The following is a 14,757-nucleotide window of genomic DNA, read 5'->3' as shown; positions in this document are numbered from 1 at the left end:
GCAAGGAACTATATGCATACGTACACAGATTAATTATTGTCGTGCTGTCTGATCAGTGATATCATTTTTTTAGAGTTAAGGAGTGGACAGTATGCGTAGTACAAATCATTTATTATTTGATAGAAGTGGTGCTGTCATGTGGAAAAGGCGTTGGATCGTCTTGTCAGTTATCGTGATATTTATTATCGCGGTCATGGTCTTTAAGACTTTGGACTTAAAGAAGACGCTCGAACGAAGTATGGAAGGTTATGCCTCCGATGTCTCCGATCAGCTGACAGGCGGTATATCGTCGCAGTTTGCGTCATCTTTGACGGCAGCGTCTCTTCTGGCAGATCACGCTTCTGAGTACCAGGACAGCCAGGAGCTGGCTGATACTTTAATGAAGGAGACAGAGAAAACAGAATTTGATTCTTATGCTGTGATCTTCAGTGACGGTACAGCGATCTACGGAGACGGTGCGGCAGAAGACTTAAAGACTATGCCGGCGATTCAGGATTCTTTTGGAAAGGGGCCTTCGGTGGACTGTGTGGAAGGACAGAATCTGCTTTTTTCTGTTCCGCTGTGCAGAGACGGTACGGTCAACGGAGTTTTTGTTGGAGTGCGCAGAAAGGAGAATATGCAGGCGCTCATTCAGTCGGAGAGTTTTGCCGGCAAAGGGCTGAATTGTATTGTGGACAGTGAAGGGACCGTTGTGATCTCACCGACAGATGTAAAGCCGTTTCTGCAGCTGGATGATATCTTTCGGTCTGATACAGAAGACCGCAGTGACATCACAAAGATGAGAGATGACTGGGCAGCAGGACGTCCGGGGGTATATTCCTTTACAGCGGTTGACAAGAGCAGGCTTATTATGTCGTACTGTCCTCTGGGAGTCAACGGCTGGATGCTGCTCACCCTTGTTCCGGCTGATCTGCTTTCGCAGGAGACAGATACATATGTATTTCACACATTTTTCTGTCTGGCGGGCATCATACTGGCGTGCGGTCTGTTTCTTGCCATGGTGCTGCGCTTCTACAGAGTGGGCAGAAGAGAAATGGAAAAAGCTGCTTTCACAGATCCGCTTACCGGTGGAATGAATGAGGCCGCCTTTCGGATGAAATATAGATCTCTGGCAGAGAAAGCGCCGGCATGTACGCATGCGGTCATATTTTTAAATATAAAAAACTTCAAGATGATGAATGAGAATTTCGGAATGAAAACAGGGAATGACATTCTGATACATATTTATAAAAAGATCATGGAAAATATCCGTGAAGGAGAGACAGATGCCAGGGCCGGAGCCGATCATTTCTTTATCTGTATGCGGGAGAACAGGGAGGATGTCATTCAGTCGAGAGTGACCCGGATGACGGAGGCGATGAATGCCTTCAATGAACATGCTGCTATAGAATATCATCTGTCGGCGCAGTGGGGAGTCTGCGTTGTTGATGAGCCGGACTTAAATATTGCGGTTATTCAGGACAGGGCAAGAATCGCTTGCAGACAGTATGATGGAAACAGCGCGTGCTGTTTTTACACTCCGGCTATGACGCAGAAGATAAGGGAAGAGCATGAGCTGAATGCTCTGTTTGACGGTTCTGTCGAAAATCATGATTTTCAAATATACATGCAGCCTAAGGTGAGGCTTTCCGACGGCAGGCCCGGCGGGGCAGAGGTGCTCGTGAGATGGTTCCACCCGCAGAAGGGAAGGATACTGCCTTCGGAATTTATCCCTCTGTTTGAAAAGAGTGACAATATATGCAGACTTGACCTGTACGTTTTTGAGGAAATGTGCATTTTTCTGTACAGATGCATGCAGGATAACAGAGAGCTTCTGCCGGTATCTGTAAATCTTTCGAGAGTACACTTTAAAAATCTTAATTTTCTCAGTGAGTTTGTGGCGCTGAAAGAGAAATACAGAATACCGGACGGAATAATCGAGATCGAGCTGACAGAGTCTATATTATTCGACGAACAGCAGAGAGAGCTCGTAAAGGAGACAATAGTGAAGATGCATGAACAAGGTTTCTTATGTTCGCTCGATGATTTTGGCGTCGGATTTTCCTCTCTGGCGCTGCTTAAGGATTTTGATATCGACACGATAAAGCTGGACAGGGAGTTTTTCATGGATATCACAAACAGCAAAGCCCGCAGCATCATCACCGGATTCATCCGGCTTGCCAAAGATATGGGGATCCATGTTGTAGCTGAAGGAATAGAGACGCAGGAGCAGATTGATTTTCTTAAGGAAGCTGACTGTGAGCTCGTGCAGGGTTACTACTATTCAAAGCCGCTTACTGTCGTGAAATTTGAAGAATGGACAGCGTCGCCGCGCCGGCTATTCCCGGAAGGTGAGTGATGTATCGGTCATTGTCTCAATAATTGCAAGGGATTCCAGATGAATACCATTCTGGCGGATGATCTGGCCGCCCTGCTGGAATCCTTTCTCCACAACGATGCCGGCTCCTTCGATGGTCGCGCCGGCCTCTTTGATGATGTCAAGAAGACCCATGAGCGCACAGCCGTTTGCGAGAAAATCATCGATGACAAGGACATGGTCATCTGCATCCAGGAATTTTTTCGAGAGGATGACATCGTATACTTTTTTGTGCGTGAAAGATTCCACCTTTGTATGGTAGACTTCCCCGTCAATATTAATACTTTGCGCTTTTTTGGCAAATACTACTGGTACGTGGAAATACTGTGCTGCAATGCAGGCAATTCCGATACCGGATGCCTCGATGGTCAGAATCTTTGTGATCTTGTCACTTGGAAATCTCCTGCGGAATTCCTTTCCTATCTCGTTGATCAAGTCGATATCCATCTGGTGATTGAGAAAACTGTCCACCTTTAGTACATTTCCCGGCTTTACCGTTCCGTCTTTCACGATTCGTTCTTTTAAAAGCTGCATGTTTCTACCTTCCTTACCGTATTTTGTGTATACATCATATAGTAACGTATCACCTTTTGTTTTTCAATAGACAAAGATGGAAAAATCGGGTAAAATAAGGAGAACGCAGTAGGAGTGAGCAATGAAAAGTTACAGAAAATTATACAAAAAAGGGAAAGAGATATCACAGGAAGTCACGGACGATCACGTGGGGGCATATGCGGCGCAGTCTGCCTTCTTTTTTATGTTGTGCCTTATCCCCATCATTCTTCTTTTGATAACAATGGTACAGTATACGCCGGTGACGAAGGCGGACGTGATGACCGCAGTCATACGGGTATTTCCGTCTTCTGTGGATTCTCTCATCACATCCATAGTAAACCAGGTGTATAATCAGTCGTCAGGGATCATTCCCGTTACGGTCATTGTGGCCCTCTGGTCCGCGGGGAAGGGTGTACTGGCCATGACAGGGGGACTGAACTGTGTATACAACTGCCGTGAGACGAGAAATTATTTAGTTCTGCGCATACGCGCGACCTTGTATACCGTAATGTTTATCCTTGTGATCATTTTTCTGCTTGTGCTGTCCGTGTTTGGCAACACACTCAATATCTTTATCGCAGAGCACATACCGATCCTGTCCGGACTTGCAGACTGGCTGATCAGAACGCGTGTGTATATCATGCCGGTCGTGCTCGTGGTATTCTCGCTTCTGATATACAAGTTTCTTCCGAACCGGAAAGATTCATTGAAGAAGCAGATACCGGGCGCTGTTTTTGCGGCCATCGGGTGGATGATCGTATCATGGATATTCTCCGTGTACGTCGATATTTTTAAAGGTTTTTCGGATATGTACGGCAGCTTGACGACGATCGTGCTTATCATGCTCTGGATGTATTTCTGTATGTACAGTATACTGCTCGGCGGGGAGATCAACATACTCATGTATGACAAGATATTGACCGGTTCGTCCGGAAAGAAAGCAAGATCTTAAAGTTTTATCCTTGACATACGTATTTGTTGTGTTAGAATATATTAATATAAATTGACAAAAGCTATGACCGTGTCAGTAGAGACCCATCTTCCACAAGAGAGAGGAAACCACCGGGCTGAAAGTTTCCTTTGGTTCAGATGGCGATCGAATTTCCCGCGCGAGCTGCATCTTTGAATTTCCGTATAAGTCTAGTAGGAGATGCCGTGCATGCACGTTACGCATTTGAGTGTCCGCCTGTATGGGCGGGAATCAGGGTGGTACCGCGAGTTGTAACCTCGTCCCTATGGGGACGGGGTTTTTTTGTTGTATAGGAAGTTTCGTCCTATAATCTGTTTAATAAAGGAGAGAAGAGATGAAAGAGAAATTACAAAGCATCAAAGAAGAAGCGCTGAGAGCGATCGAAGCAGCCGATATGCCGGAGAAGCTGAATGATGTGCGTGTAAGATTCCTTGGAAAGAAAGGGGAGCTTACCGCTGTGCTGAAGGGGATGAAGGATGTTGCCCCGGAAGAGAGGCCGAAGGTGGGGCAGCTTGTGAATGAGACAAGAGCAGCCATCGAAGAAGTGATGGAAGACACCCGGAAGAAGATGGAGAGAGCCATCCGGGAAGAGAAGATGAAGCAGGAAGTGATCGACGTTACACTGCCGTCGAGAAAGAATATGGCCGGACACCGGCATCCGAATACGATCGCGCTGGAAGAGGTGGAGAGAATCTTCGTAGGCATGGGATATGAAGTAGTAGAAGGACCGGAAGTGGAATACGACCTGTACAACTTTGAAAAACTGAACATTCCTGCCGACCATCCGGCAAAGGATGAGCAGGATACATTCTATATAAATAAAGACATTGTGCTGCGGACGCAGACGTCGCCTGTCCAGGCGCGTGTCATGGAGCAGGGTAAGCTTCCGATACGGATGATCGCGCCGGGACGTGTTTTCCGTTCCGATGAAGTGGATGCGACACATTCTCCTTCTTTCCACCAGATCGAAGGGCTTGTCATTGACAAAAATATTTCCTTTGCAGATTTAAAGGGAACATTGGAGGTATTTGCAAAAGAACTGTTCGGAGCAGAGACAAAAACGAAATTCCGTCCGCATCATTTCCCATTCACAGAGCCAAGCGCGGAAGTGGATGTGTCATGCTTTAAGTGCGGAGGAAAGGGATGCCGCTTCTGCAAAGGCTCCGGCTGGATCGAGATCCTCGGCTGCGGTATGGTACATCCGCATGTGCTTGAAATGTGCGGCATCGATCCGGAAACTTACAGCGGATTTGCCTTTGGAGTAGGGCTGGAGCGGATCGCTCTGCTGAAATATGAGATAGACGACATGAGATTGCTGTACGAAAATGATATAAGATTTTTAAAGCAGTTTTAATGCTGAAAGGAGATAGGAATGAATACATCATTATCATGGATCAAAGCGTATGTGCCGGGGCTTGAGGCAGATGCGCAGGAATATACCGATGCGATGACATTGTCCGGGACGAAGGTGGAAGGATACGAAGAACTGGATGCGGATCTGGATAAAATCATCGTCGGGCAGATCGACAAGATAGAAAAGCATCCTGACGCGGATAAGCTTATTATCTGTCAGGTGAATATCGGGGATGGCTCCGTACAGATCGTCACGGGCGCCAGCAACGTGCAGGAAGGCGACAAGGTTCCTGTAGTGCTTGCAGGCGGGCGCGTGGCTGGCGGACATGAGCCGGGAACCCGCGTAGCAGGCGGAATTAAGATCAAGAAAGGAAAGCTGCGCGGGGTGGAGAGCGACGGTATGATGTGCTCCATCGAGGAACTGGGTTCCAACCGGGACATGTACCCGGAGGCGCCGGAGGAAGGCATCTATATCTTTTCCGAAGAGGCAGAGCCGGGAGCAGATGCCGTGGAATTGCTCGGCCTTCACGATGTTGTTTTTGAGTACGAAGTGACGTCCAACAGAGTAGACTGCTACAGTGTCATAGGCATCGCCAGGGAGGCGGCAGCTACATTCGGCAAAGAGTTTGTACCGCCTGAGGTGAAAGCGACGGGGAATGAAGAAGATGTAAATGACTATATCAAAGTGACCGTAAAGAACACAGACCTCTGTCCGAGATACTGCGCAAGGGTAGTCAAGAATATAAAGATAGGACCTTCTCCGAAATGGATGCAGAGAAGACTTGCCTCCGTAGGAATCCGCCCGATCAACAATCTGGTCGATATAACTAACTATGTAATGGAAGAGTACGGACAGCCGATGCACGCATACGACCTGGACACGATCGAGGACAGGGAGATCATCGTGCGCACAGCCGGAGCAGATGAAAAGTTCACAACTCTGGACGGGCAGGAACGCCAGATGGATGAGTCGGTACTCATGATATGCGACGGACAGAAATCTATCGGTATTGCGGGCATCATGGGCGGCGAGAATTCCATGATCACAGATGACGTTAAGACGATGCTTTTTGAGGCCGCCTGCTTTGACGGTACAAATATACGGAAATCAAGCAAGAAAGTCGGACTGCGCACCGATGCGTCCGGCAAGTTTGAAAAAGGGCTTGATCCGAACAATGCACAGGCAGCGATAGACCGCGCCTGCCAGCTTGTGGAAGAACTGGGAGCCGGAGAGGTAGTCGGAGGCATCGTGGACGTATACGGGAAGAAAAAAGAGCCGGTACGTGTTCCATTTGATGCAGATGAGATCAACGCCCTGCTCGGCACAGACATTTCCAGAGAAGATATGATCCGTTATCTGAAGAGGGTAGACCTTATATATGACGAGACATCCGGGGAGATAATCGCGCCGACCTTCCGTCATGACATCTTCCGCATGGCTGACCTTGCCGAGGAAGTGGCCAGATTCTACGGCTATGACAATATCCCGACGACGCTTCCGCACGGCGAGGCGACGACCGGAAAGCTGTCTTTTAAACTGCGCGTGGAGGAAGTGGCAAGAGATGTCGCGGAATTCTGCGGATTCAGCCAGGGAATGAACTACTCTTTTGAAAGCCCGAAGGTATTTGACAAGCTGATGATTCCTGCGGATTCTCCCCTTAGAAATACGGTGGAGATCATGAATCCGCTCGGGGAAGATTACAGTATTATGCGGACAACGCCATTGAACGGCATGCTCACTTCACTGGCGACAAACTATAACCGGAGAAATAAAAATGTCAGGCTGTATGAACTGGGCAATATCTATCTGCCGAAATCGCTTCCACCGACAGAACTTCCGGAGGAACGCATGCAGTTCACACTCGGTATGTACGGGGACGGAGATTTCTTCAGCATGAAAGGCGTGGTGGAGGAATTCTTTGAAAAAGCCGGGCTTCACAAGAAGGAAACATATCGTCCGGATGCCGGCAGACCGTATCTTCATCCAGGGCGTCAGGCAGACATCTTCTATGACGGCACACGGGTCGGCTATATCGGGGAAGTACATCCGGATGTGGCTGATACGTACGGTATCGGGGAGAAAGCCTATATCGCAGTGATCGATATGCCAGAGATCGTAGAGCGTGCGACGTTTGACCGCAAGTATACGGGAATTGCAAGGTTCCCGGCCGTGACGCGCGACATCAGTATGGTCATGCCAAAGGAGATCCTGGCCGGACAGATCGAGGAAGTCATCGAAAATAAGGGCGGGTCATATCTGGAAAGCTATGCGCTGTTTGACCTTTATGAGGGGGCTCAGATCAAGCAGGGATATAAGTCGGTGGCATATTCCATCGTGTTCCGCGCAAAAGACAAGACGCTGGAAGACGCGGAAGTAAGCGAAGCCATGAACCGTATTTTGAAGGCACTGGAAGGAATGGGAATTGAACTTCGCAAATAAGCGCAGGAGGACGGAAGATGAATAAAAAGCAGATGGGCGGCCTTATCCTGGCCGTCGTCCTGTTTATCGCAACAGGAGTTATCAGTGTTTTGACAAACGTAACGGCACAGAACCGGCTTGCGGATGTGGCGGGAGAGATCCTGACCGGAGGGTATGAATTAAACGCTCCGAACAGCGACTATATAGCGGTCGTGAAAGTGGAGGGGACGATCCAGGAACAGACAGCCTCGTCTCTGTTTGAGACTGCGGAAGGATATCAGCACACGACGACGATGGAATACATTGATTTTCTTATGAGTGACTCCGACAATACAGGGATCCTTCTCTATGTGGATTCCCCGGGCGGAACCGTATATGAGAGCGAAGAGCTGTACCAGAAGCTGAACGAATACAAGGATGCGACCGGCCGTCCCATATGGGGATACATGGCCCATTATGCGGCATCCGGCGGATACTATGTGTCCATGGCTGCGGACAATATATACGCAAATCCGAACACCGTGACAGGCTCCATCGGCGTCATTATGGCAGGCTATGATATGAGCGGACTCTATGAAAAGCTTGGGATCAGGTATGTGAGCATAACGAGCGGGAAAAACAAAGATTCCAGCAAGCTCGACGAAGATCAGATAGCCATCTACCAGACACAGGTGGACGAATCTTTTGGCCGGTTTGTGGATATCGTGGCAGACGGGAGAGACATGTCATCCGATGAAGTGAAGAAACTTGCGGACGGCAGGACGTACACCGCAAAGCAGGCAAAAGAGAACGGACTTATAGACAATATATCGCTCTATGAGGATATAAAAGCAGATATGGGAAGTGAACTCGGAACAAATGTGTTCTATGAACTGAAGTCAAAGACATCAGCGCTTGCCTCCCTCTTTGGCAGTGTGAAAGAACTCGTACCAAAGTCTGAGGCGCAGGTACTGACAGAGACGGCCAGTGAAAAGGAAAATGGGGGGCTGATGTATTATGCAGAACAGCTACAATAATGGTCAGGTGACTTACGCAGGATTCTGGGTAAGGGCAGCAGCCTATGTGATCGACAGTGTTCTCGTCTTTTTCGGCCTTCTCATTGTACGGCTCATCATGAGCGGAGTCATGTCTTTGACAGAAGGCACTGTCCTGAGCGGAGATATTCTGTTTCAGTATACGTTAAAAGATATTGCGCTCTACATTGCGCAGGTATTGTACTTTATCTTATGTACTTATTATACAGGCACAACGCTTGGCAAACGTGCCATGAATCTGCGTGTGGTGGCAGAGGGAGAGAAGAAGCTGACTTTTTTTAATGTCGTGTACAGGGAGACGGTCGGAAGATTCTTAAGCGCCATCATTCTCCATATCGGCTATATCATCGCCGGAATTGATCCGCAGAAGCGGGCGCTGCATGACATACTCTGTGATACGAGGGTGATTTACGGCCGCAGGGTGAAAGTATATCCGGTCTATCAAAGACCTGTCCCGCCGGCAGCCCCGATGGGGCCCGGAGGATATCAGAGACAGGGAATGCCCGCGCCGGGACCGGGGCCCTCTGTGCAGGAGCAGAAACCGCCGTGTGAGCCGGGACAGGCGCCGCCGCATGAGTCCAAACAGCTGCCGCCGTTATCACAGCAGCGGCCGCCGTACCAAAAGGAACCAGTGCAGACCGGTTACCACATGGTGGAGCCGGAGCAGGATCCGCAGGCCGGCCAGGGAGAAGACAAACAGTAAATAACAATAAGTTTTAGAAGGGATTCATTATGAAACGTCAGGATTTTTATTATGAATTGCCGGAAGAATTGATCGCGCAGGATCCGCTTGAGGACCGTTCCAGTTCCAGACTCCTTGTATTAGACAAGGAGTCTGGTTTGGTCTCTCATCATGTATTTAAAGATATCACGGATTATCTTCACAGGGGAGACTGCCTCGTCATCAATGATACGAAAGTAATTCCGGCGAGGCTCGTAGGTTCCAGGATCGGGACCGATGCAAGGATAGAGGTATTGCTGCTGAAGCGGAAAGAAAATGATATATGGGAAACACTCGTAAAACCGGGGAAAAAAGCAAAGATCGGTACGAAGATCAGTTTCGGGGAAGGGATACTGACAGGTGAAGTCATTGATGTGGTGGAAGAAGGGAACCGTCTCATACAGTTTTCCTATGAAGGCATTTTTGAAGAAATACTGGACCGCCTCGGACAGATGCCGCTTCCCCCCTATATCACACACCAGCTGGAAGACAAGAACCGGTATCAGACTGTCTACGCCAAACACAGCGGCTCTGCCGCGGCGCCCACGGCGGGTCTTCACTTTACCCCGGAGCTTCTGGAGGAGATTCAAAAAAAGGGTGTGGACATTGCGAGGGTCACGCTGCATGTGGGGCTGGGCACTTTCCGGCCCGTTAAGGCGGATGATATTCTCGAACATCACATGCACTCAGAGTTTTTTCAGATAGATGAGGCCGCCGCCATGAAGATAAACAAGGCAAAAGATACCGGCGGAAAGGTCATCTGTGTGGGAACTACGAGCTGCAGGACGATCGAATCGGCAGCAGATAAGACAGGGCATATCACGGCAAAAAGCGGCTGGACGGATATCTTCATATATCCGGGTTATGAGTTTAAGCTTCTGGACGGCCTTATCACGAATTTCCATCTTCCGGAGTCTACACTCATCATGCTCGTGTCCGCGCTGGCGGGAAGAGAGCATGTGCTGGCGGCTTATGAGGAAGCCGTGAAGGAACGGTACAGATTTTTTTCCTTTGGGGACGCCATGTATATTGGATAAGTTGAAAATCTGACGGGAAGAGAACCCACAAAGGCGTGGTTTGCTAATTCAATACTGATATTTTTTCCTATATTTTACAAACATAACGCCAGAGAGGCAAATAGCCATAACTTCTGCAACAGGTGTTGCCAGCCATACGCCTGTAACCCCATATATAGCCGGAAGTATCAGCATAGCAATGACCATGAATACAAAGGAACGGGAAAAGGCAAGGACAGCAGAAATAAGTCCGTTGGACAATGCCGTAAACATTCCACTTGCAAATACATTAAAGCCTATAACAATGAGGGCAAAGGAGCAAATGCGATTTCCTGTAACTGCCAATCCATAAACCGGATTATCCGGGCGGGCAAATACCGATACAAGCGGCTGCGTAACTGCAAGGGAAACCACCAAAGTAACAGCGGCAATGGCGCCGATGATTTTTAAACTCATTCGTATCAGTTTTTTCAGTTTCTCATGGTTTTGTTCACCATAGTAGAAACTAATCATAGGCGCAACACCGTAAGAATACCCTGTGTACAGAGAAGTTGCGAACATCAGCACATACATGATAATTGTAATTGCTGCAACGCCATTTTCGCCCACATATTTCAGCATTGTCCAGTTAAACATCATGGTAACGATACCTGTCACCAACGCAGTTGCCATTTCCGAACTGCCATTTGTGGAAGCATGGAGCAAAGTTTTGGAACGGTATACGGGTTTTACAAAGTGAAGCAGACAATTCTTATTGGAGAACATCACTATACCCACAACTGCTGTTACAGAATATCCCAGGCCGGTTGCAATGGCTGCTCCTGCAATACCCATATCCAGCAGAGCAATAAATATATAATCAAGCATCATATTTAAAATGCCGCCCGCAATGGAGCACACCATAGAAAGTGCGGACTTTCCGGCGGCAATCATATAGAGGGTAAAGTTGTTCATCAAAAGAATTGGAATAGTAAAAATCAAATATCGGCTCAAATAAAGCTGACAGTAGGAAAATACTTTCGGTGACAGAGCCAGACTTTTAAAAATCGTGTCCATCATCAGATAGCCTAAACAGGACATGACAAACCCTGCAATCACATTGACTATGATTAAAAATGTAAAATCTTCCTTTGCTTCTCTTGTTTTTTGTTCCCCCATTTTTTTCATAATAACCGCACTTCCACCTGTGGCAAGCATGGTAGAAACCGCCGTTACCAGTGCAATAATAGGAGCTGTAAGGTTGACGGCAGATAAAGCGTCTGTTCCGATCAGATTAGAAACAAACAAACCATCTACCATTGTGTAAAAAGACATAAAGGCTGTCATAACAATGGTTGGAATGGCAAACTTCAAAACATTTTTTAACGTAACAGGCTGACTGTAGGCATTTTCGCTTTGCATAAAGAAAATCCTCCTTGTTTTTCTTTTGTATATTGCATATAATAGACCGTACAGTTACTGTACGGTCAAGGGAGTTTTTCAAAAATGCTAAAAGAAAAAAATACACTGTTTACAATCGGACAATTTGCCGTCCTCCATGAAATCAATAAAAAGACATTAATGTGGTATGATGAAATTGGTTTGCTGAAACCTGCCTGCATTAAGAAAAATGGCTATCGCTATTACAGCTATCAGCAAAGCGCCACACTGGAAACTATTTTGATGCTGCGTGAACTCAATGTATCTCTGGACGAAATCAAACGTTTTATGGGCCATCGCACCATTGAAAGTTTCGATTATCTCTTGAAAAGCAAAATTGCGGAATTAAGCCAGACCATTTCTCATTTGAAGTCCATGCAAAAGGTTTTATGTAATCATCAACAGGATATGGAAATGCTGCGTTCCTTGGATATATCCACCATCAGCCTTGTACAAAAACAAAGCTGTTATCTTGTGACGGTTCCTGTAACACCAGATTCATCTTTTGACGAAGAGATCGAGCAAGTCATTACCGAAACAAAAAAGTATCAGCTTCGCCGTTTGCATGACGCTTCCTATGGTTCAATGCTTCCTGTTGAAAATCTTTATCAGAGAAAATTTGACGAATATACCTCCCTTTACATTGAAATACCCTATCCTATTTCTAAAAAGGGGCTTCACTTACAGCCCTCCGGAACTTATCTTCGTGCCTTTTATAAAGGCAGTTGGGATAAAATTTCTGACAAATATAAAGAAATTCTTGCTTATGTAGATAAGCAAGGATTTTCTTTATATGGGTTTGCGTATGAAACGGGTATCAATGAATTTGTCATTGACACCATAGACGAATATATTACACAAATTGAGATACCTGTTAGATTGGAATAGTACGGTCTGCGCCTTCTTCGCCAAAGGTATATTAAAGCTGCGCCTCGTACGGGTCAAATTAAGAGTGGCATAGTAAAAAACTGTTACTTGTCTCTACAAACCTTTATATTGTTTTTATAACCAGCTGGAAAAACAACTATTTTTTATTAAACACTTTAGACAGAATAGGAAAGAGACTAAGAAGAAGGAGACATTCTGATGGACAAAGGAAAGATATACAATATGGATTTTAAAAAAATTTATCCGCTCTTGGTAAGTAAGGCAGAGAAAAAAGGGAGAAGCATGAATGAGGTCGACCAGGTCATCAACTGGCTGACCGGTTATTCGGCTGGAGAGATTAAGAAAGCCGCGGCGTCTTCTATGACCTATGGGGACTTTTTCAGGAACGCGCCGCGGCCAAATCCGGACAGATACATGATTAAAGGAACTGTCTGCGGTGTCCGGGTAGAAGATATTGAAGAGCCGCTGATGCGGGAGATACGGTATCTGGACAAACTCGTTGATGAATTGGCAAAAGGAAAACCTATGGAAAAAATCTTACGTACGCCGCAGCAAAGGGAAAGGCTTGCAGAAGGAAGGGAGAAAATAAGTGATGGACAGAAAGGTTTATGAATTTGATGCAGTGATTGAGCCCGTTCCCGATAAGGGCGGGGCCTATGTGCGTTTCCCGTATGATATCCGGAAAGAATTCGGGAGAGGCCGGGTGAAAGCGGAAATCACCTTTGACGGTGTGATCTATCACGGCAGTATTGTAAATATGGGGATTAAAAATAAGGACGGATCCATCTGCTATATCATCGGGATACGCAGGGATATCCGGGAGAAGATTGGAAAACAGCCTGGCGACAGCGTTGTTGTTACCGTAGAAGCGCTGGATTGAATGTACATTATCTTTGAGAGGAGTAAGGATATGTGGCGTTGTCCAAAGTGTGGAAGAACATTTAAGAATAAAATCAGAACCATTTCTGCAGGTCTGTGCCGGAGACGATGGAAGAATATATTTGACAGCAGCCGGGGAGGAGGCACAGCTTTATTTTTACGCTTTAGGAATGAAAGTGCAGAGTGAAAAGACGAATGAAAGGTATCGTAAACCGCAGCTTCCTGATATAATTATTTTAATATGTTTGGTTTAAAAGCCATCGGCGGGCTAGGAATAGGAGGACAAATAGATGACGCCAAAATTCATAACGCAATACTGCCCGCTGACCGCCCGGCCATTCCTCCGAAACAGGACCTATGAGGAACATATCCCCTGTAAACCGCTGCGGCCCTATGTACGCTGCTTCTGGTCGTCGGAAGGTACAGAAGGAGACAGAGATGAACAGCTGATCCGAGTGATCCCGGATACATGCATGGATATTATTATCGACATGAACTACACGAAGCAGACTGTCAAAAGTATGCTGTATGGGATTCAGGATGATACTGTTATGGTAGGACAGGGAAAAGAGAAGGAGACAGTCTTACGCTTCGCGGTCCGCTTTCCATTTTGGGCGGTGCGGCGGTTTCTGAAACTGGATATGAATGGTTTATGTAATCAGGCCTTGGATTTGGAATTGCTGATGCCCGGGTGCAATACTGAGTTTGAAAAACTGCTTTACTGCCGCTCTCTTGAGGAGCTGATCGCATGTATGGAAACGTACCTGCTGGGCATTTTTCAGCCGGAAGGATATAATCCGAATCTGTATAACTCCATCGAATACCTGCTGCGTTCAAAAGGCCGGGCCCGGGTCAGTGATATCTGCGGATACAGTGCCGTAAGCCAGCGTCAGATGGAGCGGATGTTCAAACAGGAGGTTGGCATTTCTATCAAGCGGACGGCCAGTCTGGTTCGTTATCAGAATGTGTGGCGGGAGGTTATCCTAAAAGAGCATTTCAACGTACAGGAGGCTGTGGAAAGATATGGCTATGCGGATCAGTCCCATCTGCTCAATGAGTTTAAGCGCTTCCACGGCCTGTGGCCGTCCCAGGCGAGACTGGAAGCGCTGGAGAGCAGATGATCCATGTCGTTTTTCTTCAATACAGA

At 47.0% G+C, this 14,757-nt stretch carries 14 protein-coding genes and 1 other annotated feature; of the genes, 12 read left to right on the top strand and 2 right to left on the bottom strand.

Features of this window, described 5'->3' with window-relative positions; all coding sequences use genetic code 11:
• The first annotated feature begins 136 nt into the window (after window positions 1-136).
• Window positions 137-2,338 carry a bifunctional diguanylate cyclase/phosphodiesterase gene (locus LAJLEIBI_RS12865; RefSeq protein WP_006442527.1) on the top strand — a complete coding sequence of 734 codons (2,202 nt, stop codon included), beginning with the start codon at window positions 137-139 and terminating at the stop codon, window positions 2,336-2,338.
• On the opposite strand, the gene LAJLEIBI_RS12860 is transcribed toward LAJLEIBI_RS12865, so the two are convergent.
• A complete protein-coding gene (locus LAJLEIBI_RS12860; RefSeq protein ID WP_006442526.1) occupies window positions 2,318-2,890 on the bottom strand; it encodes a xanthine phosphoribosyltransferase in 573 nt (190 codons plus the stop codon). The two genes, LAJLEIBI_RS12865 and LAJLEIBI_RS12860, sit on opposite strands and share 21 nt — an antisense overlap.
• 121 nt (window positions 2,891-3,011) lie before the next feature.
• Here LAJLEIBI_RS12860 and LAJLEIBI_RS12855 point away from each other — a divergent pair, with 121 nt between their 5' ends.
• From LAJLEIBI_RS12855 to queA, 6 genes are all read left to right on the top strand, one after another.
• Entirely contained in the window at window positions 3,012-3,863 is an 852-nt protein-coding gene (locus LAJLEIBI_RS12855; protein ID WP_006442525.1) for a YihY/virulence factor BrkB family protein, read from the top strand.
• Window positions 3,864-3,917: 54 nt separating this feature from the next.
• Window positions 3,918-4,149: a binding site (T-box leader), on the top strand.
• Between the two features lie 66 nt (window positions 4,150-4,215).
• Window positions 4,216-5,235, top strand: a complete 1,020-nt coding sequence (gene pheS / locus LAJLEIBI_RS12850) for a phenylalanine--tRNA ligase subunit alpha (RefSeq protein WP_006442524.1) — start codon at window positions 4,216-4,218, stop codon at window positions 5,233-5,235.
• An 18-nt stretch (window positions 5,236-5,253) separates the two neighbouring features.
• Entirely contained in the window at window positions 5,254-7,674 is a 2,421-nt protein-coding gene (pheT, locus tag LAJLEIBI_RS12845; RefSeq protein WP_006442523.1) for a phenylalanine--tRNA ligase subunit beta, read from the top strand.
• Window positions 7,675-7,691: 17 nt separating this feature from the next.
• Entirely contained in the window at window positions 7,692-8,669 is a 978-nt protein-coding gene (sppA, locus tag LAJLEIBI_RS12840; protein ID WP_006442522.1) for a signal peptide peptidase SppA, read from the top strand.
• Entirely contained in the window at window positions 8,650-9,390 is a 741-nt protein-coding gene (locus tag LAJLEIBI_RS12835) for an RDD family protein (RefSeq protein ID WP_006442521.1), read from the top strand. The genes sppA and LAJLEIBI_RS12835 overlap by 20 nt, the downstream gene beginning before the upstream one ends.
• Window positions 9,391-9,419: 29 nt before the next feature.
• Entirely contained in the window at window positions 9,420-10,445 is a 1,026-nt protein-coding gene (gene queA / locus LAJLEIBI_RS12830; RefSeq protein WP_006442520.1) for a tRNA preQ1(34) S-adenosylmethionine ribosyltransferase-isomerase QueA, read from the top strand.
• Between the two features lie 48 nt (window positions 10,446-10,493).
• On the opposite strand, the gene LAJLEIBI_RS12825 is transcribed toward queA, so the two are convergent.
• Window positions 10,494-11,825 (bottom strand): MATE family efflux transporter, encoded by a 1,332-nt coding sequence (locus LAJLEIBI_RS12825; RefSeq protein WP_006442519.1) that lies wholly within the window; start codon window positions 11,823-11,825, stop codon window positions 10,494-10,496.
• An 84-nt stretch (window positions 11,826-11,909) separates the two neighbouring features.
• On the opposite strand from LAJLEIBI_RS12825, the gene LAJLEIBI_RS12820 reads away from it, so the two are divergent.
• The 5 genes from LAJLEIBI_RS12820 (at window position 11,910) to LAJLEIBI_RS12800 (ending at window position 14,731) form a co-directional block, all read left to right on the top strand.
• Window positions 11,910-12,731, top strand: a complete 822-nt coding sequence (locus LAJLEIBI_RS12820; protein WP_006442518.1) for a MerR family transcriptional regulator — start codon at window positions 11,910-11,912, stop codon at window positions 12,729-12,731.
• Window positions 12,732-12,929: 198 nt separating this feature from the next.
• A complete protein-coding gene (locus LAJLEIBI_RS12815; RefSeq protein ID WP_006442517.1) occupies window positions 12,930-13,343 on the top strand; it encodes a DUF2200 domain-containing protein in 414 nt (137 codons plus the stop codon).
• The gene (locus LAJLEIBI_RS12810; RefSeq protein ID WP_006442516.1) at window positions 13,324-13,611 is read left to right on the top strand and encodes a DUF1905 domain-containing protein; all 288 of its coding nucleotides are present in this window, start codon (window positions 13,324-13,326) and stop codon (window positions 13,609-13,611) included. The genes LAJLEIBI_RS12815 and LAJLEIBI_RS12810 overlap by 20 nt, the downstream gene beginning before the upstream one ends.
• 49 nt (window positions 13,612-13,660) lie before the next feature.
• On the top strand, window positions 13,661-13,864 hold the full coding sequence (locus LAJLEIBI_RS12805) for a hypothetical protein (protein WP_006442515.1): 204 nt from the start codon (window positions 13,661-13,663) through the stop codon (window positions 13,862-13,864).
• A gap of 36 nt (window positions 13,865-13,900) precedes the next feature.
• Window positions 13,901-14,731 (top strand): DUF6597 domain-containing transcriptional factor, encoded by an 831-nt coding sequence (locus LAJLEIBI_RS12800; RefSeq protein ID WP_040434842.1) that lies wholly within the window; start codon window positions 13,901-13,903, stop codon window positions 14,729-14,731.
• Window positions 14,732-14,757 lie beyond the last annotated feature (26 nt).

The sequence above is a fragment of the [Clostridium] hylemonae DSM 15053 genome, assembly GCF_008281175.1.
Lineage (GTDB): Bacteria > Bacillota > Clostridia > Lachnospirales > Lachnospiraceae > Extibacter > Extibacter hylemonae.
The sequence above is the reverse complement of the archived record's forward strand: the minus strand, read 5'-3'. Positions and strand labels throughout refer to the sequence as shown.

Coding starts and splice junctions, on each gene's coding strand:
- LAJLEIBI_RS12820 (WP_006442518.1), top strand. CDS start 11,910: ATGCTAAAAGAAAAAAATACACTGTTTACAATCGGACAATTTGCCGTC.
- LAJLEIBI_RS12800 (WP_040434842.1), top strand. CDS start 13,901: ATGACGCCAAAATTCATAACGCAATACTGCCCGCTGACCGCCCGGCCA.
- LAJLEIBI_RS12835 (WP_006442521.1), top strand. CDS start 8,650: ATGCAGAACAGCTACAATAATGGTCAGGTGACTTACGCAGGATTCTGG.
- LAJLEIBI_RS12865 (WP_006442527.1), top strand. CDS start 137: ATGTGGAAAAGGCGTTGGATCGTCTTGTCAGTTATCGTGATATTTATT.
- LAJLEIBI_RS12855 (WP_006442525.1), top strand. CDS start 3,012: ATGAAAAGTTACAGAAAATTATACAAAAAAGGGAAAGAGATATCACAG.
- pheS (WP_006442524.1), top strand. CDS start 4,216: ATGAAAGAGAAATTACAAAGCATCAAAGAAGAAGCGCTGAGAGCGATC.
- LAJLEIBI_RS12825 (WP_006442519.1), bottom strand. CDS start 11,825: ATGCAAAGCGAAAATGCCTACAGTCAGCCTGTTACGTTAAAAAATGTT.
- sppA (WP_006442522.1), top strand. CDS start 7,692: ATGAATAAAAAGCAGATGGGCGGCCTTATCCTGGCCGTCGTCCTGTTT.
- LAJLEIBI_RS12810 (WP_006442516.1), top strand. CDS start 13,324: ATGGACAGAAAGGTTTATGAATTTGATGCAGTGATTGAGCCCGTTCCC.
- queA (WP_006442520.1), top strand. CDS start 9,420: ATGAAACGTCAGGATTTTTATTATGAATTGCCGGAAGAATTGATCGCG.
- pheT (WP_006442523.1), top strand. CDS start 5,254: ATGAATACATCATTATCATGGATCAAAGCGTATGTGCCGGGGCTTGAG.
- LAJLEIBI_RS12815 (WP_006442517.1), top strand. CDS start 12,930: ATGGACAAAGGAAAGATATACAATATGGATTTTAAAAAAATTTATCCG.
- LAJLEIBI_RS12860 (WP_006442526.1), bottom strand. CDS start 2,890: ATGCAGCTTTTAAAAGAACGAATCGTGAAAGACGGAACGGTAAAGCCG.